The 22,346-nt window shown below is 66.0% G+C and carries 16 protein-coding genes; 11 read left to right on the plus strand and 5 right to left on the minus strand.

What is annotated here, in order from left to right:
* Nucleotides 1-112: 112 nt before the first annotated feature.
* Complete coding sequence (locus FPT20_RS07865; protein WP_158864158.1) at nt 113-496, plus strand: hypothetical protein; 384 nt, start codon at nt 113-115, stop codon at nt 494-496.
* A complete protein-coding gene (locus FPT20_RS07870) occupies nt 496-1,755 on the plus strand; it encodes a serine/threonine-protein kinase (protein ID WP_158864160.1) in 1,260 nt (419 codons plus the stop codon). Before FPT20_RS07865 ends, FPT20_RS07870 begins: the two co-directional genes overlap by 1 nt.
* Before the next feature lie 14 nt (nt 1,756-1,769).
* On the opposite strand, the gene FPT20_RS07875 is transcribed toward FPT20_RS07870, so the two are convergent.
* Nucleotides 1,770-2,519, minus strand: a complete 750-nt coding sequence (locus FPT20_RS07875; protein WP_158864162.1) for an alpha/beta hydrolase — start codon at nt 2,517-2,519, stop codon at nt 1,770-1,772.
* A gap of 164 nt (nt 2,520-2,683) precedes the next feature.
* Nucleotides 2,684-3,040, minus strand: a complete 357-nt coding sequence (locus FPT20_RS07880) for a GyrI-like domain-containing protein (RefSeq protein ID WP_233265439.1) — start codon at nt 3,038-3,040, stop codon at nt 2,684-2,686.
* A 120-nt stretch (nt 3,041-3,160) separates the two neighbouring features.
* Here FPT20_RS07880 and FPT20_RS07885 point away from each other — a divergent pair, with 120 nt between their 5' ends.
* Entirely contained in the window at nt 3,161-3,493 is a 333-nt protein-coding gene (locus FPT20_RS07885; RefSeq protein ID WP_158864164.1) for a YciI family protein, read from the plus strand.
* A 10-nt stretch (nt 3,494-3,503) separates the two neighbouring features.
* Here FPT20_RS07885 and FPT20_RS07890 read toward each other — a convergent pair whose 3' ends face one another.
* Nucleotides 3,504-4,028 (minus strand): hypothetical protein, encoded by a 525-nt coding sequence (locus tag FPT20_RS07890; protein WP_158864166.1) that lies wholly within the window; start codon nt 4,026-4,028, stop codon nt 3,504-3,506.
* Nucleotides 4,029-4,670: 642 nt separating this feature from the next.
* Here FPT20_RS07890 and FPT20_RS07895 point away from each other — a divergent pair.
* From FPT20_RS07895 to FPT20_RS07910, 4 genes are all read left to right on the plus strand, one after another.
* Nucleotides 4,671-4,910 carry a hypothetical protein gene (locus FPT20_RS07895; RefSeq protein WP_158864168.1) on the plus strand — a complete coding sequence of 80 codons (240 nt, stop codon included), beginning with the start codon at nt 4,671-4,673 and terminating at the stop codon, nt 4,908-4,910.
* Between the two features lie 969 nt (nt 4,911-5,879).
* Nucleotides 5,880-12,968: a PA14 domain-containing protein gene (locus FPT20_RS07900; RefSeq protein ID WP_158864170.1), complete on the plus strand. Its 7,089-nt coding sequence runs from the start codon at nt 5,880-5,882 to the stop codon at nt 12,966-12,968.
* A gap of 604 nt (nt 12,969-13,572) precedes the next feature.
* Entirely contained in the window at nt 13,573-13,956 is a 384-nt protein-coding gene (locus tag FPT20_RS07905; RefSeq protein ID WP_158864172.1) for a hypothetical protein, read from the plus strand.
* Complete coding sequence (locus FPT20_RS07910; protein WP_158864174.1) at nt 13,953-14,621, plus strand: hypothetical protein; 669 nt, start codon at nt 13,953-13,955, stop codon at nt 14,619-14,621. Before FPT20_RS07905 ends, FPT20_RS07910 begins: the two co-directional genes overlap by 4 nt.
* A gap of 286 nt (nt 14,622-14,907) precedes the next feature.
* Here the strand turns inward: FPT20_RS07910 and FPT20_RS07915 are convergent.
* Nucleotides 14,908-16,088 (minus strand): IS3 family transposase gene (locus FPT20_RS07915; RefSeq protein ID WP_442786480.1). Its coding sequence is split into 2 segments (ribosomal slippage): nt 14,908-15,819 and nt 15,822-16,088, totalling 1,179 coding nucleotides; the frame shifts between segments, so codons are not numbered across the junction.
* A 732-nt stretch (nt 16,089-16,820) separates the two neighbouring features.
* On the opposite strand from FPT20_RS07915, the gene FPT20_RS07920 reads away from it, so the two are divergent.
* The 4 genes from FPT20_RS07920 to FPT20_RS07935 all read left to right on the plus strand — a co-directional run bounded on the left by FPT20_RS07920 (nt 16,821) and on the right by FPT20_RS07935 (nt 20,312).
* On the plus strand, nt 16,821-17,678 hold the full coding sequence (locus FPT20_RS07920) for a hypothetical protein (RefSeq protein WP_158864176.1): 858 nt from the start codon (nt 16,821-16,823) through the stop codon (nt 17,676-17,678).
* Nucleotides 17,679-18,109: 431 nt separating this feature from the next.
* Complete coding sequence (locus FPT20_RS07925; RefSeq protein WP_158864178.1) at nt 18,110-18,496, plus strand: YciI family protein; 387 nt, start codon at nt 18,110-18,112, stop codon at nt 18,494-18,496.
* Nucleotides 18,497-18,504: 8 nt separating this feature from the next.
* Nucleotides 18,505-19,575, plus strand: coding sequence for an RNA polymerase sigma factor (locus FPT20_RS07930; protein WP_158864180.1), 1,071 nt, complete (start codon nt 18,505-18,507; stop codon nt 19,573-19,575).
* A 110-nt stretch (nt 19,576-19,685) separates the two neighbouring features.
* The gene (locus tag FPT20_RS07935; RefSeq protein WP_158864182.1) at nt 19,686-20,312 is read left to right on the plus strand and encodes an HdeD family acid-resistance protein; all 627 of its coding nucleotides are present in this window, start codon (nt 19,686-19,688) and stop codon (nt 20,310-20,312) included.
* Between the two features lie 15 nt (nt 20,313-20,327).
* Here FPT20_RS07935 and FPT20_RS07940 read toward each other — a convergent pair whose 3' ends face one another.
* Nucleotides 20,328-22,337 carry a S9 family peptidase gene (locus FPT20_RS07940; RefSeq protein WP_158864184.1) on the minus strand — a complete coding sequence of 670 codons (2,010 nt, stop codon included), beginning with the start codon at nt 22,335-22,337 and terminating at the stop codon, nt 20,328-20,330.
* Between the last annotated feature and the right edge of the window lie 9 nt (nt 22,338-22,346).

Here is a 22,346-nt window from a genome sequence, read left to right on the forward strand (position 1 = left end):
CGGGACTCGACTTGTGTGCGCGGAGCGTCTACGGTGTGCTGAGGTTTCAGAAGGAGGTACGGTCATCGCGAGATCCGCTTCTCCCGTCGCTGCCATCGGACTGGCCCTCGCCGTGGCGCTCACCGGTTGCGCTGGAGGCGAGGACTACTCGGCGAAGACGGCGAGCACCCTGCAACACGGCGTCCTCGATGTCGCGACGGCGGCGCAGGGGAGTGACTTCACCGCGGCGCTGGCCAAGCTCGATGCGCTCGAAAGCGCCAACGAGTCGGCGTTCAAGAACGGTGCGATCAGCTCGGCGAGACATGCCGCTGTCGCGCGCTCCATCGCCTCCATCCGGGCTGAGTTGACGCGCCTGCAAGCCGACGCCGAGAAGGCGCAACTGCAGCAGCAGCTTCAGGAGCTCCAGCAGCTGCAACAGCAACAGCAACAGCAACAGCAGCAGAAGCCGGCCCCGAAGGACAAGAGCGACTCCAAGAAGGGCGGGAAGGACGGCTGATGGGTGGCACGCAGACCGACGGTGACGCCACCGGAGTCTCCCACCGGTCCGGGGACGTCATCGCCGACCGTTATCGCATCGCCGACCGGATCGGCTCGGGGGGCATGGCCGAGGTGTACCGCGCGCACGATGAGGCGCTCGGGCGCGACGTCGCGCTCAAGATCTTCCGCCGGGAGCTCGCGTCCGCCGACGACCTCAAGCGGCAGCAGGGCGAGGTCCAGCTCCTCGCCCGGCTCTCGCATCCCTCCCTGGTCACACTGTTCGATGCGATCTCGGACGACGGCGGTCGCGGCATCCTGGTGCTCGAGTTCGTCGACGGGACGGACGCCGGCGCCCGGATGAAGCAGGGAGCGCTGCCCGTCCCCGCGGTCGCGGCGATCGGTGTCGACATCGCTCGCGCGCTCTCGTACATCCACGCGCAGGGAGTCGTGCATCGCGACATCTCGCCCGCGAACATCCTCCTGCCCCGCTCGGAGGAGTCCGGCGTCGCAGCCAAGCTGACCGACCTCGGGATCGCTCGGCTCGTCGACGACGCGAGGATCACCGCCACAGGCTCGGTGATCGGAACGGCCAGCTACATGAGCCCCGAGCAGGCGCAGGGGAGGCCGTTGACGCCTGCCAGCGACGTCTACTCGTTCGGGTTGGTGCTCCTCGAGTGCGTGACGGGGAAGCGCGAGTTCCCCGGCACCGCGGTCGAATCCGCGATCGCCCGCCTGTCTCGCGACCCTCAGGTACCCGACGACGTGACTCCCGCCCTCCGCCGACTGCTTCAGGCGATGACGGCGCGGGATGCGGAGTCCCGGCCCGCGGCCGCCGAGGTGGCCGAACGGCTCAGCGCGATTCTCCGGGACCCCGAGCCGACCCTCCCGCTCGACTCGGGGCTCACCGAAACGGTCGCGATGGCCCCGGCCGTCTCGCCCGACGACGAACCGGGACACACGCGGCTCCTGCCGTCGGGGGAGGAGCCGGTCACCGACGCGACGGTCGTGCTGCCTGGCGCCGAGCCGGCGCGGTCCGCACCCGCGCTCCCGGAAGCGCCGCGCCCGGCGCGACGTCGTCTTTCGCGAGCGGGCGCGCGCCTCATCCTCGTGATCGATGCGATCGTGGCGGGCGCGGCGATCGTGGCCGTCGTCCTGAGCCTCTCGGCCGGCGGCACGAGCCGCCCAGACCCGGTCACAAGCTACCCGTCCGTGTCCGGGACGCTGGGTGACCAACTGAAGCAGCTCGAGCACGAGGTCTCGCGCAGCACTCAGCCGTGACGCCCTCCGCCGCGTCAAGGGCGGAAGAAGCTCTCCAGTGAAGCGGTGACAGCGGCACGGGCACGGTCATCGGAGATCGCCGACGGGTTGTCGCCGGGCTGCGGGCCGTAGTCGCCGAACTGCGCGTGATTCATCCCGGGGACGGCGATCATCGTGGCGTCCGGGGGAAGCAGGTCTCGGGTATCGCGGATCTTCTCCGGCGTCGAGAGTCCGTCATGGGTGCCGCTGATCGACAGCGTGCGCAGATGGCTCTTCGACAGGTCGTTGGCGCAATAGCTGCCGAACAGGACCAGGCCCGACACTGCCGGGTCGTCGGCGAGCTGGCACGCGCGGACACCGCCGAGCGAGTGCCCTCCGACGTACCAGCGCTGCACCTCCGGAACGTGCCGCGTGAACTCGCTCAGGGGGCGTTGGTCGAAGAAGGCGAGGTTCAGCGTCGGCTTCGTTATGAGGACGGTCAGTCCCGTCTCGGCCACCGTCGCGGAGAGCTTGTAGAGATACGCGTACGGGTCGACCTTCGCGCCGGGGATGAACACCAGGCCGTCTCCCGAGGCGTGGCCCGTCGGCGCGAGTTCGACCGCGTCGCCCACGTCTCGGACGCTGACGCGCGGATCGCGCCAGACATGGAGGGCCGCCTCCCGATCGCCCATCATGACCGCGTTGGCCCAGACGAGGAAGCCGACGGCGACGAGCGCGAAGACGACGAGAACCGCTACCGCGATGCGCCCGGCGCGGCGAAGGGCAGGCTGAGACGTGGCGACCATGCCTCCACACTAGAGGACTCGTCAGCCTGCTGACTATCGGGCGGAGGCGCGATCGCTCAGCGTTCGGCCACCGGCCAGCAGATCTGCGTCCGCCACGTCGACGAGTCGGGTTGTGCGCTCGGGTCGCTGAGGTACGACTCCCACATGACGTCGTCCGGCGTCAATCAGGCGTCTCCGAAATAGCGCCGGACATCGGCGTACGCCTCCTGGAGGGTGTCGTACGACCCGACATGCAGCGCCTCGACGACTCGGCCACCGGGGAGCGTTCCGGGTACGACGTCACCCGCCGGCTGGATCGCACTCGAGGTGGGATAGCCCGCCTCGACCTCGACGACGTCGGTCGGCATTCCGTAGTACTTGCCGAACGGCGGACCGGCGGGGTGCGCGCCCTGCGACTGAAGGACGGTCATGGAGTCGTGCAACGCGCGCGAGAAGAACGCGGGGAGTTCGTCCATGCGAATCTGCGCCCGGACGACGGCCGTCGGTTGCGCTTGATGCTGAGAGATCGTGATTTCGGTCATGCGGCCATCGTGGGCTGAGCGGAGTGCCGTGCCTAGTGCCGAACGACCCGAGTCGGGAAGCGGCCACGGCAACTTCATCGGGCTCTGGACGGGCGAGAGACGAATCGGGAGGATGGAACCATGCAGTTCTTGGTGAACGTCATCGACAGCCGAAGCGAGTCCGGCACGGAGGAGGAGGCGGTCGCGATCGACGCCTTCAACGAGAAACTCCAGGCCGCGGGCCACTGGGTCTTTGCGGCGGGACTCGCGGACCCGTCGAGTTCCACGGTCATCGATGCCCGTGGCGACACTGACAGCCGCACGCCCGGACCGTTCGCCCCGACCCAGGAGTGGGCGGCCGGGTTCTGGATCATCGAGGCGCCTGGACTCGACGACGCGCTGGAATTGATGACCGAGGGCTCGAGGGCGTGCAACCGCCGACTTGAAGTGCGCCCCCTTCTCATGGCGGAATGAGACTCGCGAGTCAGGCCGCGCTCAGCTGAAAGAGGAAACGGTCGGCGCGGCCGAACAGGTATTCGTCGTCGCAGCGAAACCCTCGGAGCCAGTGCTGCCCGTCGACGACGCGCAGGTAGAAGCCCTTGGGGAAGTCGACGTCGTCGCTCAGCGGTGCGGAGGCGACCTTGATGGCACCGGCGGGGGAGTGGCCTCCCGAGAGCACCGAGTCTGGAGCATTCGCTTGCTCCATCATCGCGAGGCGGACGTATGGCCCGGCATCCGCAGGGCACAAGCGGAGGCCTTGCTCCTGCGCTGTCGAGAACACCACCGGCAGCGTTGCGACGTCGGCAAGACCGAGTTCCTCCACGCTGCGCTCGGTCACGAGGATCTCGACGGGGTCGCGAACGTCGAAGACGGGATGGTCGAGCAGCGTCTCGGCGTGCGCATTGAGCATGACCTCGCGAGAGTTCAGCGCCGCACGGAGTTCGGTACGGGTCAGGCCGCCGACTGCGATGGACAGTATCTCGCTCTCGGGTCCGCCAGGCTGGTGCACTGAGCTAGCGTCTCACGCGATAACGCGGCTTTGATCGCTTCGACTCGACTGTCGGCGCGGCTTTCGAAGTAACCTCGCTGAGCGGGACCGCCGCATTTGTCCGGCGGTGGTCTCTAGGTCGGGGGTTAGACGTTCCCGAATGGTGAGGGAGCGTATTCGGCGGCGGCGTATTCGTGCCCGGGTTGCGTGGATCTAGGATTCGGAGAGTGTCCGACTTGATGGCTCGTTTCCCGGCGGGATCGGCCGTCCTGGCGGTCCGGTTTCCCACCACGGCGCGTGCGGTGCGTTCTTTGGGTGGATCCCGCCTGCCATCCGCATTCGCTGCGGTGGTGGACGGGGGGCTGTTGAGTCTCGTCGCGTGGCGCAAGCCGAAACTGCTCTGGGATCTTCCGGTAACAAGCATTCAGTCTGTTTCGGTTGCGGAGACGCGATCTTCGCCTCCATACCCGCAAATAGCTCTGGCAGTCGTGTTGCGAGTGCGGACTGGCGTTGGGTTCACGGAGCTTCCGATCGTTCCGGTTTCGGACGACGGCAAGCGGTCCTTGACGTGGAGAGACGCAGAGGTGCATGCGCTTGCGAGGCGGCTCTCGGATGCCATGAAGAGAACTTCCGATTGAGCGGTGGAGAAAAGGGCATCATCAAGTGAAAGCGGAATCGCTCATCATGTCGCCGGTCGGCATCTTGACCGTCGTCGCAGCGGTTGCGATCATCATCTTTCGGAAGAAGATCGCCGAGATGCAAAAAGCGAACGCCCGGGCAAAGTTCGATAAATCGTTGCCCGGTGTCGCGGACCGCATCTCAACTCCCGGAAAGATGGCCCTCGCCGGAGCGTTTGGCGTTCTCGTCGGGCTGATTGTCATAATCAAGGCTCTTCAAGCCTGACTCACCATTCCGAGTTCGGACTGTACGGTGCTTCTGTGCATCTCTCATCCAACGGGGCCGGCAGATGACAGCTGCGGGCGACCACCGATCGCCTTTGCCCGACATTCCGCAGAAACCCGTCGTCGGCTACTACGAATGTCCTGGTCCGGACCGACTCTGGGTCTACTACGACGGATCAAGGTGGGTAGGGGAGCCGCGGCGTCTAGCTTGGTATCGCCGCCCGCTGACAGCCGTGCGCGGGCGACCACCTCTCTGGGCACTCGGGGTGCTCCTGCTTCTGGTGGCCGTAGCATTCGCACTCGTTGGAGCCGTGCAGCTGCTTGCATGACCGGAACAATTGGGAGCCCCGGAATGCCTAATGGAGGAGCATCCCATGTCCGCTGATGGCATTGGGCATTGGATCGGCGCGCTGATAGACGGGCATCGTAATGATGGTGGTCGGTGCGCTTGGGTTCTCTTACGCGCTCCTGCATGTTGGCTGAGAGATGCGTGACGTGTTGCTCCCTCCGCTCGGCAGGTCGCCGATCACGAGTTGTCCGGGATGATTGGTTTCAATGCCTGGAATGCCGACGAGTGGTGAGGCTGCGTATTGAGCGGCGGCGAACTCGCGTTCAATGGGACAGGCCATCTTCGACTGGATAACGGGGGTATCAGTCCGGGGGTATTGCATTCGGGATTGGCAGGTTTGTAGCCACTTCCGGACTCGAATGGCCTCGCCAACTGAATCAAGACCCAGTTTTGGGGTGGAATCATGTGAATTCCTTCAGCATTCTGTTATTCCTTGCAGCTTGGCCCCGCCTCTAGATTGGCGTCGCGCTCAGTTGTTCGGGGGAGTGCAACTCGTGATTCGTGTGAGACGTCCCGTCCTGGCGGTGGTTTCTCAGGGAGGGCGTTGTCGTGCGTTTTGCTCGTCGCGGTGGGGGAGTCCGCCGAGTTTCAGGACGGCGTTGGGGTCAGGCGGTTGCCGTTGTGGCTACCGCGGTGGTGGCTGTGACCTTGACGGTGCAGCCGTTCCAGGTGCCCGAGGCGCGTGCGGATCAATCGCCGCAGGCGGCCGACGCGGGTGCGCTGCCTCAGCATGTGACCGGTGACCAGACTCCGGGGTCGGTGTTGACGGACGCCGGCGTTCGCCGGGAGGGCGAGTTGCCGTCGGTCCCGGGTAAGGCGCATGCGACGCACAGCCGTGGTGGGGTGGAGGGTTTCGACGCGAACACGTCGAGTGTGTCGTCTCGGTCGCAGTTCGAGACGGTGTTTCAGAACACGGATGGTACGAAGACGGCGCAGTTTTCCACCGACCCGCTGAACGTGGAGAGATCGGACGGCTCGTGGGTGCCGGTGAACACCCAGGTCACGACGGGCGCGTCCGGGGATCGGACGGTGAGTGATCACCCGTTGGCTCCGAAGTTCGCTTCTGCGTCCGGGGCATCGGGTGGGGACTACCAGGTGACGGCGGATGGGCACACGGTGTCGTTCAGCCTGGTGGGGGAGCAGCAGCAGCCGGCCGGTGTGGCTTCCAGTGTGCAGCGGCAGTTCTCTGGCGGGGATGCGGGGTCCTCTGTCGCGTACGACAATGTGGCCGCCAACACGGACCTGACGTATCAGGTGACGCCGGGTCAGGTGAAGGAGACCCTGATCCTGAACGCGCAGCCGACCAGTTCGAGCCCGTCGTACTCGTGGAGTGTTCACGCGCCGGGGTTGACGTTGGCCAAGGACAAGCTGGGCGATGTGACGTTCACGGATGATGTCACGGGGAAGCTCGTGTTCCTTACGCCGGTGCCGGCGATGATGGACTCTTCCGCCGTTGCCGGGGTCTCGGGGGCCGCGATCACAAACGTGCCACTCACGGTGACGCAGACCTCCACCGATGACTGGCGGATGACGTTGACCCCGGACCCATCGTGGTTGGATGACCCGGCCCGGGTCTACCCGGTGTATCTGGATCCGTCGACGGCGTCGCCGTATTCGGACAATTCCACCTCGTTCGAGAACACCGGAACCACCCTGACGGGTGTTGCCTATGTCGGCAACTCGCGTGCGGGTGGCGACACGATGTGGCGCACGGTCACTCATTTCAACTATGAGCAGCTGTTCGGCTACCAGGTTCTGGGGGCCACGTTGGATGAGTGGTACGGCGGCAGTGGGACCACCAACTCCACGATCGGGATGGTGGATATCGCCTCCGGGCAGGGCTACAACGACGTCGGCACCGCCCTGTCGGGCATCACGATCTCAGCGGGAACTTCCGGGTGCGGGTATGCCCAGGACCCGGGTCTGGCGAACACGTTGGCGTCGTGGGTGAACGCCGGCTGGGCGGGGAACTATTTCATGCTCGGCGGGCAGGAGACCGCGGGCCTGTACACGTACAAGTCGCTGGGTCTTGAATTGTTCATCAGCTACGAGGCGAAGCCGACGATCGCCGCCTCGAGCCCGACGGCGGTGCCGGACCCGAACGGGTTCACGCCGGGGACGATGACCAACCCGACCGGTGGGGCGGTGGGTTCGGCCACCCCGACCTTCACGACCACTACAACGCAGGATTCCTCGAACGGGTCCGCCGCGGTCAATCGGGCCTATACGGTGTCGCCGAACTCGTCGATGGCGTCCCCCGTGTTCCAGACCGGGTGGACCTCCACCAACCAAGTCCAGGTCCCGGCGGGAGTGTTGCAGCCGGGGACGACGTATTACTGGCAGGCGCAAGTCCAGGACGAATACGGCACGGTCGGTGCGTCGCCGGTGTACTCCTGGAAAACTTCCACTAACCCCGTCCAGAACGCGGGGGTGTCCACCCCGGCTGATAACTCGATCGTGGCGAGCACAGTCCCGACGTTGAAGGCGCCGCCCTCCACGTCCACCAATGGGCAGCCGCTGCGCTACGCGTTCCGGATCGCCACCGGCAGCGACGGGACGACCGGCCAGGTTGTGCTCTCGCCGATCGTCTCGCCTGGTAGCGACGGGATGGTGTCCTGGGACGTCCTGCCGAACATCCTCCAAGACGGCACCGCGTACACGTGGACCCTGCTGGTCAACGACGGGTACGACGACTGGATCCCGAGCGTGCAGCGGATGACCGTCAATCTGCGGGTGACCAATCCGGGCCCGGCACCGACGGATACTGCTGGGCCGGTGAGCGTGAACCTGGCCAACGGGAATGTCTCCACTAGTATCACCACACCGTCGGTGAACACGGTCGGCGGTCCCATGGGGTTCCAGCTGACCTACAACTCCGAACAGGCCTCCAACGCCGGACTGGTCGGCCACTACTGGAACCTCCCCGGTAGCCCGAACACCTACTCGTACACGACGCTGCCGCCGGCTAGCGAGACTTCGCTGGTGCGCACGGACTCGCAGCTCGCCTTCAACTGGGGGGCGACCGACTCCCCGGCATCGGGGGTGTCACAGACGTACTTCCAGGCGCAGTGGACCGGTTTCATCTCCCCGCCGACCGGGTCGTACAACTTCGGGTTCTCCTCGGACGACGGCGCCGAGCTCACCTTGGGAACCACCCCGGTGATCACGGACCAGTTCAACGCGCACCCCGCACAGGGCACCCCGCAAATGGAGACGGCTGCCGCGCAAACGCTGGTGGTGTCCGGGACTGGTGGGACTCTGACCGCGACCCTGGGCGGGCAGGCGATCGCGTACCCGGTGCCGATCACGGTGAATTACTACCAGATGGCCGGCGGCGCGTCCCTGTACCTGTATTCGCAGGTGACGGGGGATCCGACGACGGTGAAGGTGGTGCCGGCGAACTGGTTCACGCACACCAACCCGCCGCTGCCGGACGGGTGGGCCACCTCGCAACCGATCATGGGCGACGCCGCCACGTATGTTGCGGCGAAGAACAACGGCGGCTCGGTCACCATCACCGACGCCAATGGCGGCACGCACGTGTTCTCCCGCAATAGTGCCGGTGGATACAGCCCGCCAGCGGGGGAGTCCACCACCCTGACCACCGATGCGAACGGGGCGCTCTCGCTCACCGGAACCGATGGCACCGTGTACCTGTTCAACGTTTCCGGGAAGCTGGTCTCCGCGACCCCACCCGTGGACGCCGGAGCCAAACCCGCCACCCCGGTCCCTGCCTATGTGACCACGAGCGCATTGACGAACGCGCTGCGATCGTTGTCGGACCCGCTCTCCAACACCGCCAGCTCCGGCACCCCGTCGTATCAACGCGCGGTGTACTTCGCCTACGCGAACGAGCAATACTCCGACCTCGGCATCCCCGCCAACGCCGGCATCACCGCTTCGGGCGCCGTCTGCCAAACCCCAACCGGATCGGGGTGGGCCTCGGCACCGTCCGGGATGCTCTGCGCGATCGTCTACCCGGACGGAACGACCACCCAACTCGAATACACCACCACCGGGCAGCTCGGCGGCGTGCTCACCCCCGGCGGATCCCGGACACTGCTGGCCTACACCAGCGTCAACGGGCAGAACCTGCTCACCGGTGTCACCACGCCGACCGCGAACGACTGGGCTGCGGTCAACAACGCCGCCGCACCGCAGACCATCATCAGCTACGACACCGCGGGTCGCGCCATCGGTGTCACCCTCCCGCAACTCAGCGGAGGCGGCCCGGCACCGGCGAAGACCTACACCTACGCCGCCGCCGCCAGCGCGAGCGCGGACGGCACCAGCTATGTCGACGTCGCCGGTCTCACCCCGCCCGCCGGGGGAATGGGCCACAACGCGGCCGTGACCTTCGACACGGCGTTGCGGAAGACCTCCGCCACCAGCGCCTCGGGACTGACCTCCCGCGCCCTGTGGAACAACCACGACAACCCGCTGGCCACCCTCGACCCCCAGGGACACGAGTCCACCACCACCTACGACAGCCAAGACCGACCGGTCACCACCTATGGGCCAGCGCCCTCCACATGTTTCGGCGCCACCACTAGCGCGCCCTTCGGCACCGTCCCGACCAACGCGTCGGGGGTCGCTAATGGGCCAATTCCGGTGGCGGGTACCTGTGCGGCGATGAACGGGGTGGCCATCGCCACCTCCACCACCACCTATGACGGTGGGTTGGCCGGGCTCGCGGCCGCCTACTTCAACAACCTCACCCTCGCTGGGGCTCCCACCGGATACGGCCGCGTCTTCACCGGCACAGACGCCCAACAGGTCTGGTCCGGAATCCCCGCCACCGGGGTCGGGACCACAAACTGGTCCGCCTCCTTGACCGGAACGCTCACGTTCCCGGGCGCCGGCGACTACCAGCTCTCGATCTACACCGATAACACCGCCCGAGTATTCGTCGACGATCGACTGGTCATCAACGCCACCACGTCCGGCACCTACTCCGCGCAACTGAAAAACATCAAGGCCAGTCAAGTCGCGCGGCTCCGCGTCGGGTACACGCACGCCACCGCTGCCAGCCCCACCTTCCGGATGGCGTGGATCGTGCCCGGGCAGGGCAGCGTCTTCATCCCCACCACACAGCTGTCCTCCAGCTACGGGCTGGTCACCGGTACAAGCACCCCGGATTCTGCCCCCACCGGTGTCGCCGGGATCAGCAACACGAACGTGCCCTCCGCGAACGCGAGCGCTAGCTACGCCTACCCGTGGTTCGGCACCAACGTCACCGCGATCGCCGACCCCGGCGGCCAGAACCTCACCACCGTGACCACATCCGAGTCGCCCGGCAACGGGTACCTCCGACAGACGAGCTCGCAGAAGCCCGCCGGGGCGGCCACCGCCACTAACACCGCCTACTACGGCGGCACCTCGATCGCGAACCCCACCCCCACGATCTCCTACGGCACCGCACTTAACATCACCACCCCGGTCTGCGGGGTGCCAGTGACCACCCCCCAGGACGGTTTGGCCATGTCCGTCACCGGACCAGCACCCGCCACCGGGACCGCACTGGTCACCAAGTACGTGTACGACATCATGGGCCGCGTCGCCGGCACCCTCGCCCCCGGCGACACCACCTGGGCGTGCACCACCTACGACAACCGAGGCAGGACCCAGAAACAGACCTACCCCGCCTTCGGCGCCCAGCCCGCCCGCACCCTCACCTACACGTACTCCGCCGGCGGCTACGACAGCAACGGCAACCAGGCCGGCGACCCGCTCACCACGACCGTCACCGACTCCACCCAGACCGCCACCCCCACCAAGGGCACCCTCACTACCCAGGTCAACCTCGACGGCGAGCAGGTCAGTTCCACGGACAGCTGGGGGACGGTCACCACCACGACCTACAACCAGGCCATGCAAACCCTCACGGCTACGGTGAAGCTGCCCGACGCGACCACCCACACCGAGGCCTACACCTACAATGCGGACGGTCAGGCCATCACCGTGGCGGAGGACGGCAAGCCCATCGCCCAGTCCACCTACACGACCGGTGTCCTCACCAGCGTCAGCTACCCGAACGGGACCGGCAACGCCGGGAACGGAACCTCGGGGACATTCAGCTATGGCCCCACCGGATCCCAAACGGCGACCGCTTGGACGTTCGCTTCCGGGCAATCCCCCCTGACGGACACGGTTGCTCGATCTCAGGCCGGGCGGATCGTGAAGGACACCATCACCGACGGATCCACCAACTATGTCTCCACCTACGGTTACGACAGTGTCGGCCGGTTGACCACGGCGATTGTTCCGTACAACCAGCTCACCTACGCGTACGCCGGAACCGGTGGTTGTGGTCAAAATACTGCGGCCGGGGCTGACGGGAACCGCACCTCGATGACTGATGTGACCACGGCTCCCGGCGCGACCACCCCGAACCCCACCCTCACGGTCGGGTACTGCTACGACAACGCCGACCGGCTCACCTCCGACACCATCACCGGCGCCCCCGCAAACCCCGACATCGTGATGGGAACCAACCTCACCAGCACGGGAGCTGGCACGAACCTCGCGTACGACACCCACAGCAACGTGACAACGCTCGGCACTGAGACCCTCGGCTACGACGACACCAACCGTCACCTGGCAACAACCCTGACCGACGGCACCACGGTCACCTACCAACGCGATGCGGCCGACCGGATCATCGGAATGACCCAAACCCCCGCGGGCGGAACGGCCACGACCGTCCACTACACATACGCCGGCATAGGTCGGTTCACCCTCACCGCCAGCAATGTCACCCAAGAAGAGACACTCAGTCTGGCCGGTGGCGTCAGCGTGAGTATCCGGCCCACCGCGCAAGCATGGTCCTACCCAGGCCTAACCGGGCACGTCTTGGTCACGACCGACGGCGCCGGCACCCGAACCGGGGCACTCGCCCTCTACGACCCCTTCGGAGACCCCATCAACCGATCTACAGGGTGCATCGGTACCACCGCCGCCGACGGGAGTGGTCCAACCAACACGACCACACCCAACGTCTCCAACGGATTCGAGGGCGCACACGGCAAAGGCCTCCTCACCCTTGACGGACTCGCCACCATCGAAATGGGGGCACGCCAATACGTGCCCTTGCTCGGCCGATTCCTCTCGGTCGACCCTGTCACGGGGGGAAACGCGAACGACTACGTCTACCCAGACGATCCCATCAACAGCAACGACCTCACTGGAAAATGGGGCCTCATGCTCAGCGACGGGGGACCTGGTATCGGGGCGGCGATCTCGCCGACAGCTGTCAGGCTTCTCGCGAGTAACCGCCTCGAATACAACGGCTATGGGCTTTCGAAGCCCTCGCGGCCTGCTGCCAAAACAAAACAGCTCAGTGCTGATCAGCATCTACATCGCACTCTGAAGACAATCGCTGTTGACGCTGCATGGATAGGTGAGGCGCTCAACGTGTATGCCTCGGTGGCGTCTGCGGCGGCCTTTGTATCAGCTGGGACCGGCGACGAGTATGGCGCGGGCGCACTCTGGGGGAGCGCAGTAATCACGGCCAACATCGCAGCTGGCTTCGGAGCAGTCAGCACAGCGGCTGGATGCATGGACACCGGGATAAACTCCTCCTGCATCGCGAGCGCGCTGATTACTGGAATGGGATTCATGCTGGCCGAGATTCCAGGGGGCCCCATCTTCTCGGCACTTGTCGGAGGAGTGCAACTTATCGGGGACGGCCCGCCGCGATGGGAATTCTGAGAGGAGAAGCCGTTGTACGTCTTGGCTCGCGGATCTCGTCAAGTCCCGTTTGTGCTGCTGACGCTCCTGATGGTTGCGATCCCAGTAGCCGCAGTCGTAACGTCTCGCCCGGTCCCCATCGTGGTCGCAGCAGTCGGGGCCGCCGCGTTCCTAGCTGCTGCCGGCCTCCTTCTCCGGTGTTGGTCCAACCGCGCCCAGGCAGCCACCGTCCGAAGCGCCTCAAGTTCGTCAGCGGTCTTTCGCGCAAGACTAACGCGAAGGTCCTACCGAGCGCTGTGGTCTCGGATATCTGCGAATGGTGTCTTCTACCAAGCTGCGATACAGGTTTGGGTTGCCATAGTGGGCGAGTCACTTTCCGTCTATTGCACGTTGACTCGAACAGGTGGAAAAGCGGTGGCGCTCGGTTCCGCCGTGGCCCTGGGTGAGTCTCGTCGCGACTCACGTACGCTCACTTTGATAGACGATGAAGTCGGAGCGATTCACGTCATAATGTCTCGGCGAAACCGGGAAGCTCTGCTGCGCGCCTTACGTGAAGCCTGACGGCCAGTGGCGATCAGACAGGGAGAGGAGATCGGTGGAAACTGAACTTCCGAGGTTTCGCCAAATGAAGAAGATCGGCGGCGGCAGCTCGAATCTGTGGACCGACGTGACATTGCTAGCAATAGCCGGTGTTTTGGTTGCGCTTGCGGTTATGCTCGTTTGCTTCGCCATAGGGATTCAGCACGTCGCCGTGTTGTTTGTAGTGGCCCTCTGCTTGGAAGGTTTATGCATCGTCGGGGGTATGGCGGCTGGCGGGATCTCTGCGTTGCAGTCGCGGCGGGAACTCGCCCGGGGGTACACGAGTCTTCCGAGTGGGAACGCTAATGCGGCGCAGATCGACCCGAGGAGCGGAGCCGTCATTCGTGAACCGGGAGAGGCGTTCCTAACGAAGCAGGAGCGCGTGCGGCGCACTGCTCTTGCTCGCGCTGAGAATCGCAGCGCAGCGTGATGGCGAAAGGATCCGGGCGGCTGCGGTGGAGTTGGCCCGTTGCGGCGTGGGTTGCCTTCGTGATCGTCATGGGGGTGCGTGTCGCTGTCGGAGCGGCGGCGCGAGGACCGATGGCGGTATTACTCACCTTCCTCCTGATCGCCCTGGGATCTGTGGCGCTCATCGGTGCCGTCACCGGTCTTGTCGCGGTGAAAAGGCGACCACTTCGTCACTTGCAGGAGACGCTGCAATCTCGTGGCGCCGCTGGTTTCGTCGTCCAGGCCACGGGGGTGGACGACCTGTATTTGGGGCTGCGATTACTTGGCCCTTCGGGCGAGGAGGCGGCCCATTCCTTGGGGCGAATGTTCGTACTCCGCGTCGCACCCGACGCTTTCGAGTTCTGGTCGCCCGCGAAGCCCACAGTCCCGTCGTTCCGGCTCACGACCGACGACGTTTCGGACGTGACTGAGACAACGGTGCTGCTGTCCGGAGCCAGCCGACCGGCTGCCGCACTCGTCCTCGCCCGCACGCCCGAAATCAAACTGCCATTCATCGTGATTAGCGGCCGCGGCAGCGGTCTCAAACCGATGACAGCAACAGAAACGCGCGAGTTCGTCAGTCAGGTCCGTCGTCTCGCGCAGTCCGGATCCAAGAGTGTGGAACGAGACCCGAACAAATTGAGCTGACTGTGGCCCGGAAGGTCACCGCCGACGGGGCTTGGAAGGTACGTAGCGGGCGCGCGACTGGATAACGGGGTTATCGGGAGGCGGGTGGATTCGGGCAACGTCCCTGCCGATGGCTCAGCGACTCAGAAACGGTAGAACGAGCGCTGAGGGCGCGGGAGCGGATTAGCTTGAAGCGCTTCGACGGGGAGTCGGGATTGATGTGGTGTAGGCGCTGGGGAGGGCGTCCTGGTTCGACCGGTGACGTTACGGAAGCGGGCGTGAGGTACGAATCGGTGTCAGGTTGGGTTTAGGCCGCGAGGGTTCGCGGCGTCGTGGGTAGCTTCTCTTCGAACTCGATGGGCGTCAAGCCGCCGAGGGCATCCTGAGCGCGCTGCCGGTGATACTTCCGCTCGATCCAGACCACGATCGCGCGACGCAGCTCCTGCCGGTTCGCCCATCGGCGCTGGTTGAGGACGTTGGTTTGCAACAGCGACCAGAAGCTCTCCATGGCGGCGTTGTCTCCGGCAGCACCGACCCGGCCCATCGATCCGACCATGTCGTGGCGGCGCAGTTCGCGGCCCATGGCTCGGCTTCGGAATTGGCTGCCTCTGTCCGCGTGCAGGATGCACCCGGCAACCTCACCACGACGGGCGACGGCGTTGCGGAGCGCGTCGACGGCGAGTTTCGCGGTCATCCGGTCGCTGATCGAATAGCCCACGATCCGGTTGGAGTGGACGTCCTTGATCGCGCAGCAGTAAAGCTTGCCCTCGTCCGTCCAATGCTCGGTGATGTCGGTCAGCCAGACCCGGTTCGGGGCGTCGGCACGGAACTGCCGCTGCACGTGGTCATCGAACACAGGCGGCCCGGCCTTCTTGCCCTTCCCGCGGCGGCGGCGTTGCGCGGAGGAGAGAATCCCGGCTTGGGAGCACAGTTTCCACGCGGTGCGCCGGCTCATCCGCCAGCCGGCCCGGCGCGCTTCATCGGCCAAGTATCGGTAACCGAAGGTCGGGTCGTCCTGGTGGGCGTCATGCAGGGCGTTGATCCGGTGCGCGCGCAGCACATCCGCGTCACGGACCGGATCGTTGCGCCACCGGTAGTAGGGCTGACGAGCGAGCCCCCGAACCCGACACGACACCGTCACGGGAATCCCCGCAGCTGCGAGCTCAGCAACGAGCGGGTATGTCATTTTGGGGAGCCACCGAGCTTCAGGTTCGCCTGCGACAGATACGCTGCCGCCTTCCGAAGCACCTCGTTCTCCTGCTCCAGCAGCCGGTTACGACGCCGCAGCTCGCGCACCTCCGCGGCCTCGTCGACTGTCTGACCGGGACGGTTGCCGTCCTCGACATCGGCTTGATGCAACCAGTTCTGCAACGTCGCCGCGCTGATACCGAAGTCAGCGGCGATCTGCTTGATCGTGACGCCGTCCTCACGGCGCCGGGCAACCGCGACGACATCGTCACGGAACTCTCTGGGATAGGGAGCGGGCATGATGACATCCTCCCCGTTAGCACCCCACGTCACTAACGATCAGCTGTCACCAATTCCTTCCTCACGCCCGTCGCTGGGGGCAACGAAAATGATTACAACTACCCCAACGACCCGGTGAACAGCAGTGACCTCAACGGCATGTGGAGTTTGATGCTTAGTGATGCGGGACCAGGCAACCGCCCCTGTAACCCCCAGCACTTTGCTAGGCATCAACAACGGGAGCATTGTCGTCCACCGAGGTGTGCTCATGACTAAGCATGAAGCTCGAGCAACCGTAAAACACGGCAGTTCGGCTAGCGCGGGAGGGCGTTCAAAGTCTTCAGACGGACAGCAAAAAGCTGCGCTCCGGGCGGTAAGTGGAGTGCTCGCAATCATCGGCGCGGCGGCTGGGTTTGTATCCCTGGTTTGCGCAGCTTGCGCTGTTATTGCGGAGCCCATATCGCTAGCGGCCGGTGCGGCCGCAGCTGGAATCGACTGCTTCGGCCTCCATGATGCCGTCGGTTGCTCAGCCGATCTCGTTGGCCTAATTCCAGGAGGGGGCCTCTTTATGGCAACGAAAATGGTCTCGAAAGTAGGCGATGGCTTGGAGGCAGCCCATCAGGCGGCGGGCGCCGTCGGAGTGATGGGGAGCGGGATGGGTGCAGTAAACTCATTCGGCGAGAACTGGATCGAGCGGCAGTCCATGCGCTAGGAGTAATGGCGAGTCTGAGTACCTCGGCTGGATGGCGCCGGTTGGCTCTGATCGTGGTGGCCGTCTTGGCGCCCATCGGGCTGAGTATGGTGGGCTTCGCAATTCTGGATATTCAGGGGTTCATGCGTTCGAGCTGGGCGTTCTGGGTCTTGATGGTGTGCCTCTTTGTCCCGTATTCGTTGGCATATACCGCTGACATATTTCGGCGGCGAGAGGCGCGCACGGCCGTGAGTTCTGCTGGCGACGCATCGCCACTCGTGTTCGCCAGCTCGTCGAGCGTGCCGCTGTCGGAGCCGGAGATCGGCCGCGTGGAGTCCGCTTCGCGTTCTCATTACGGCTGGATATGGGTTGGGTTCGCTGCCTTCGTCGCCTATGCGGCATTTCGGATCGCCTGGGCATTGGCAGGGGGTGCCGCTTTCGATTGGACGGCCGTGATCGCACTGGTCGCCATTGTGTGCTTCGCGAGCATAATGCCGAGCGTGGTTGCGTGGCAGCGCTTCCGAAGGGCAGTTCTGCGCATCGACAAAGCGCGCGCGACCTGGCCGGCCTTCCGCACCGACCAATTCGCTACCGAGCTGCACCGGTCAAGGCCGGGCGCAACGATTCCGCAAGACCTGATCCTTTCGGCGAGCAACTCCACGGTCGACGTGTGGACGGCCGAACGCGAGCCACGGCTGCTCGTATCCTTTCCGCGCGATGCGGCCACAACTCTAAACGCGTTCGCCAGCGTCGACCGGCTGGGGTCCTCGGGTGTTCGCATCGAGCGTCACGACGGCCACTCGGTGGAACCCTACGAGTTCATCGCCCGGCGCAAGGGAGTCCTCACGTACTTCCGGACAGACGAAGCCACCGCCCAGCGATGCGCTGAAGAGCTGACGTCGGGGCGAGGGTCGGAGTGATTGCGACCATTAAGAGCCCGCGCCAGCCTGCGAGCAGTTCGTCGACCTCCGGACTCCGTGTCACCGCGGAGTCTCTGACCTTCGCGAGAACGCGGGTACTTCAGCGGCGTCCCAGGACCGGTGAGAGCGCCACAAGCACACGAGGGACGAAGCTCCCTTGTAGGGGAGGGTGTATCTGCAGATCTTGCAAGTACTCCCGAGACAAACTGACATAATGTGCATTATCAGCGATATTGCTCGAGCCGCGGCGAACGGCGCCGACTAGGCTCCGGGCATGTTCCCGGCGCACACTGTGACCGAGTCGAATCGCACAGAAGCATCTGGATCGGCAACTCGGCGTCACAGAAGCTGCACCGGATTCCGTTCCCGATGTCGAAGCCGACCGGGCCCGATCGTCATCTCCGTGACAGATGCTCACGAAAGGAAATCTCATGCGTTATGAATTGCTTCTCCATTATCCCGAGATGAGTCTGGACGAACTCGGCGACGAAGCTCTGGCCGAGGGCATGCGGGCGTTCGACGAGTACGCGAAGGCCCTCGATGCCTCGGGCGTTCTCCGAAGCGCCGAGGTGCTCCAGCCCTCCGCGGTGACGACGACGGTGCGCGTCCGGGACGGGCAGCTCCTCATCCAGGACGGCCCCTTCGCCGACACCAAGGAGCAACTCGGCGGCACGTTCGTCATCGAGGTCGATGATCTCGACGAGGCGATCCGCTGGGCCCAGCAGGCTCCGTCGGTCGCCTGGGGCGGCGTCGAGATCCGTCCTGTCTCGACGCGGTTCGTCGACGGAGCCTGGCAGGGCCAGGTACCTGTGCGGTAGGCGCCGACGTGACGAGCAGCCAGGAGGCGCGCAGCGCGGTCGAATCCGCCGTGCGCGCCTCCTATGGCCGGCTCATCGCCCTGCTGGCCGGCTCCACCGGTGATCTGGGCCTCGCGGAGGACTGCCTGTCCGACGCTCTCGAGCGGGCGCTCCGGCTCTGGCCTGCAACCGGGGTGCCCGGCAACCCGGAAGGATGGCTGGTGACCGTGGCGAGAAACCGTCTGCGCGACGTCCTCAAGTCAGCAGCGCGCCGCTCCGGCGTGCCGCTCGACGAAGAGTCAGACCCCATCAGGGCGGTGACCGCTGACATCGAGAGCATTCTCGAGCGCGGTGAGCGGATCCCCGACCGCCGCCTCGAGCTTCTGTTCGCGTGCGCCCACCCCGCGATCGACCCGGCCGCTCGCACTCCCCTGATGCTGCAGGCCATCCTCGGGTTCGACGCGGCTCGCGTGGCGGCTGCCTTCGACATGGCGCCCGCCACGATGTCGCAGCGCCTCGTGCGGGCCAAGCGAAAGATCCGCGATGCCGGCATTCCCTTCGCGCTTCCGACACGCCTGGACATGCCCACGCGGACAACCGCTGTCCTCGAAGCGATCTACGGCGCCTACGCGCTCGGCTGGCTCGACGATCACGACGACGTGCGACTGTCCATCGCCGAGGAGGCGCGCTGGCTGGCGCTGCTCACCGCCTCCCTCCTCGAGACCGATGCCGAGGCGTGGGGTCTGGCCGCCCTGCTCACGTTCGCGCAGTCCCGGGCGCCGGCTCGTGCGGCGACGCCCTGGCCGCCGCTCGACGAGCAGGACACCTCCCTCTGGGACGCCGACCTCATCGCTGAAGCCGAATCCCTCCTGCATCGCGCGGCGCGACTGTCGAGCGAGGGCGACAAACACCGGCTGGGCAGATTCCAGCTGGAGGCGGCGATCCAGTCCGTACACTGCGATCGCGCACGCACGGGCACCCTCGACCGGGCCGCGCTGCTGACTCTGTACCGAGGGCTCGTCCAGGTAGCACCGACACGAGGGGCGTTGGAGGCGCTTGCCGCCGTAGAAAGCAGCAACACGTCCGATCCGTGGGGCTGACTCCCCCGGCCTCCCGGCGGCGAGAATCACTCTTCCGCAGTGCGGATAACCGCCGTTAGTGTTCGATCGAGCCCGCATTCCGCGGCCACCGCCATAAGAAGGGATGAACCATGAGCGCCACCGACCCGGTCGACTCCGTGCTCCACGAACTCTCTCTCGACGCGAGCCGGATGAACCGGTCCGCGATCAACGGCGTCCGCACCGGACTCGGCGTCAGCGGCGCCGTCGCCGTCCTGCTCGGCGTGGTGCTGCTGTTCTGGCCCGAGAAGACGCTCGCCGTCCTCGCGATCTTCCTCGGCATCTACTTCATCGTCGCCGGGGTCGTCCGGCTGGCGATCGGCATCTTCGCGCGCGGCATCACAGCCGGAATCCGGACGCTCAACATCATCCTCGGCGCGCTGCTCGTGTTCGCGGGAGTGATCGCGCTCAAGAACGTCTCGGTCGCCGCGGCGACCCTCGTCATCCTCGCCGTGGCGTTCGTGGGCGTCGGATGGATCATCGAGGGCGTGATGGCGCTCGTCGAGTCCGGCGCGGCCGCCTCGCACGGCTGGGCCATCGCGTACGGGATCATCAGCATCATCGCCGGTCTGTTCGTGCTGGTGCTCCCGGCGTCGTCCGCCCTCTTCCTTCTGATCTTCGCGGCGATCATGCTGATCATCCTCGGGATCATCGCCATCGTCCGGGCGTTCACCTTCGGACGCGCAGCACTGGCGGCCTCCGCCCCGCAGACGGCCTGACGGCGCAGCGCCGCCTCAGGCGCGCCTCCCGACGGGGAGGTGCCTCCCCCACCACTCGAGGATGATCTCGAACCGCTCACGACGATGCCGCGGCCGGCCGCTCCGGCTCAGTTCGTGGTCCTCCCCGGGGAAGATCACGAGTTCCGAAGTCACGCCGTTCCGTTTAAGCGCCGCGTAATACCGCTCCGCCTGGCCCAGCGGGCACCGGAGATCGCTCGCGGAATGCAGCACGAGCGTGGGTGTACGCACCTGGCCCACCACGGCCTGCGGGCTCTGCGAACGCACCTGCTCCGGGTCGGTGCCGGTGTACTCGTCGCTGAAGAAGCTGCCGATGTCGCTCGTGCCGACGAACGCCTCGGGGTCCAGATAACCCCGCTCCACGATCGCTCCGGCGAAGCGGTGGTCATGCGCGATCGTCCACGCGGTCAAGTAGCCGCCGTACGAGCCTCCCATGATGCCGACGCGGGAGGCGTCGAGCCTCGCCTCCTGCGCGATGACCCCGTCGAGGAAGTCCAGGACGTCGTTCAGGTCGACCGTGCCCATGCGCTGTCTGATCACGCGCCCGTGCTCCTGGCCGTATCCCGCGGACCCCCGGGGATTCGGCAGCAGCACGGCGTAGCCCGCGCCCGCGTAGACCTGCGCCTCGTCGAACAGACCGTGCGTGTACGCGGCGAACGGACCCCCGTGGATGTCGAGCAGGACCGGATGCGGCCCCTCCCCCTCCGGAACGACCACCCAGCCGTGAACGGGGTAGCCGTCGCGGCCCGCCACAGTGACCTCGCGCGGCTCGATCACGCCCGCGCGTCGCAGCGGCGCCGAGAAGTCGGTGAGCCGCCGGAGGCCGCTCGAGGTCACCTCGCCCACATCTCCAGCGGTCCGGCTGTCTGCGAACGAGACGACGACGGTGGTCGCACCCCCGTCGCGAGCGACGACTGCCGCTCCGGTGACGACGGTCCTCTCGTCCGTCAGGGCGCGGTAGCCGCTCGAACGATCGACCTCGGCGAGCACGAGTGCGCCGCGGCGCCGGTCGCGCACGAGCACCGCGCCGTCGCGGAGCGAGACGATGTCCGACTCGGTGAGGTCGACGGACTCGGGATCGGTCAGGAGGCGCGGAACGCTTCCCGGGCTCTCCACGACGTAGAGGGAGGTGTTCCGCGCCACGAAGTCGCGGCCGCTCTCCCCCACGTCCTGGGCGAGGAAGTAGAGGGCTCCGTCACCACCGAATTCGACCGAGAGCACGCTGAACGATCCGTGCGGGCCCGTGATGTCGACTGCTTCTCCGGACCCGTCCACCGGAAGGAGGTGAACGCCGGAGCGCAGGTCAGCGTCGCGCGTGTCGTGCCGGGCGGACACGAACGCCAGGGTCGCTCCGTCCGGCGACACCGCGATCGAACCGTCGTCCCACTCCCCCCACGTGAGCTGCACCGGATCGGCCGCACGCGGCTTCTCGCCGGTGCTGCCGTCCGGGTTCGGAACCGGCGCCGGCTGGGGTTCGGCCCACACGTCGGGCACGGCGACGCGGTAGACGTGCGCCCGGCGATCGATCGTGTATCCGAGACCGTTCGACTGATATTTCAGTCCGTGGATGCGCCGAGCGGGCTCTGCAGCGGGATCGATACCCTCGACGGTGCCGTATCGGCCCTGCTCGGGCTCCCGGCTGACGAAGAGCAGGGAACGACCGTCCGGCGTCCACACGAACTCCGACACGCCGAGCTTGCGATCGGTCACCGCCACCGGTTCGCCGCCGACCGCGTCCATCACGTACAGCTGCGGCGGCGATTTCGGTGCCGCGCGCAGGAAAGCGAGCAGATGCCCGTCCGGAGAGAACGCCGGCGACGTGTCACGGAAACCCCGCGTCAGGCGGCGCGGCGCTGCGTGCCCGGTCAACGGGATCGTCCAGAGCTGGCCGACCGCGGCATCGGCGGCCAGGGAGGGATGCGTCACCGAGACGACCGCGCGGGACGCGCCCGGGTGCACGGTCGGTGCGGAGACGCTCGTCAGCAGGTCGAGATCGGTCGCCCTCACGATGCGGCC

Origin of the sequence: Leifsonia sp. AG29, from assembly GCF_009765225.1 — a bacterium.
Classification (GTDB): domain Bacteria; phylum Actinomycetota; class Actinomycetes; order Actinomycetales; family Microbacteriaceae; genus Leifsonia.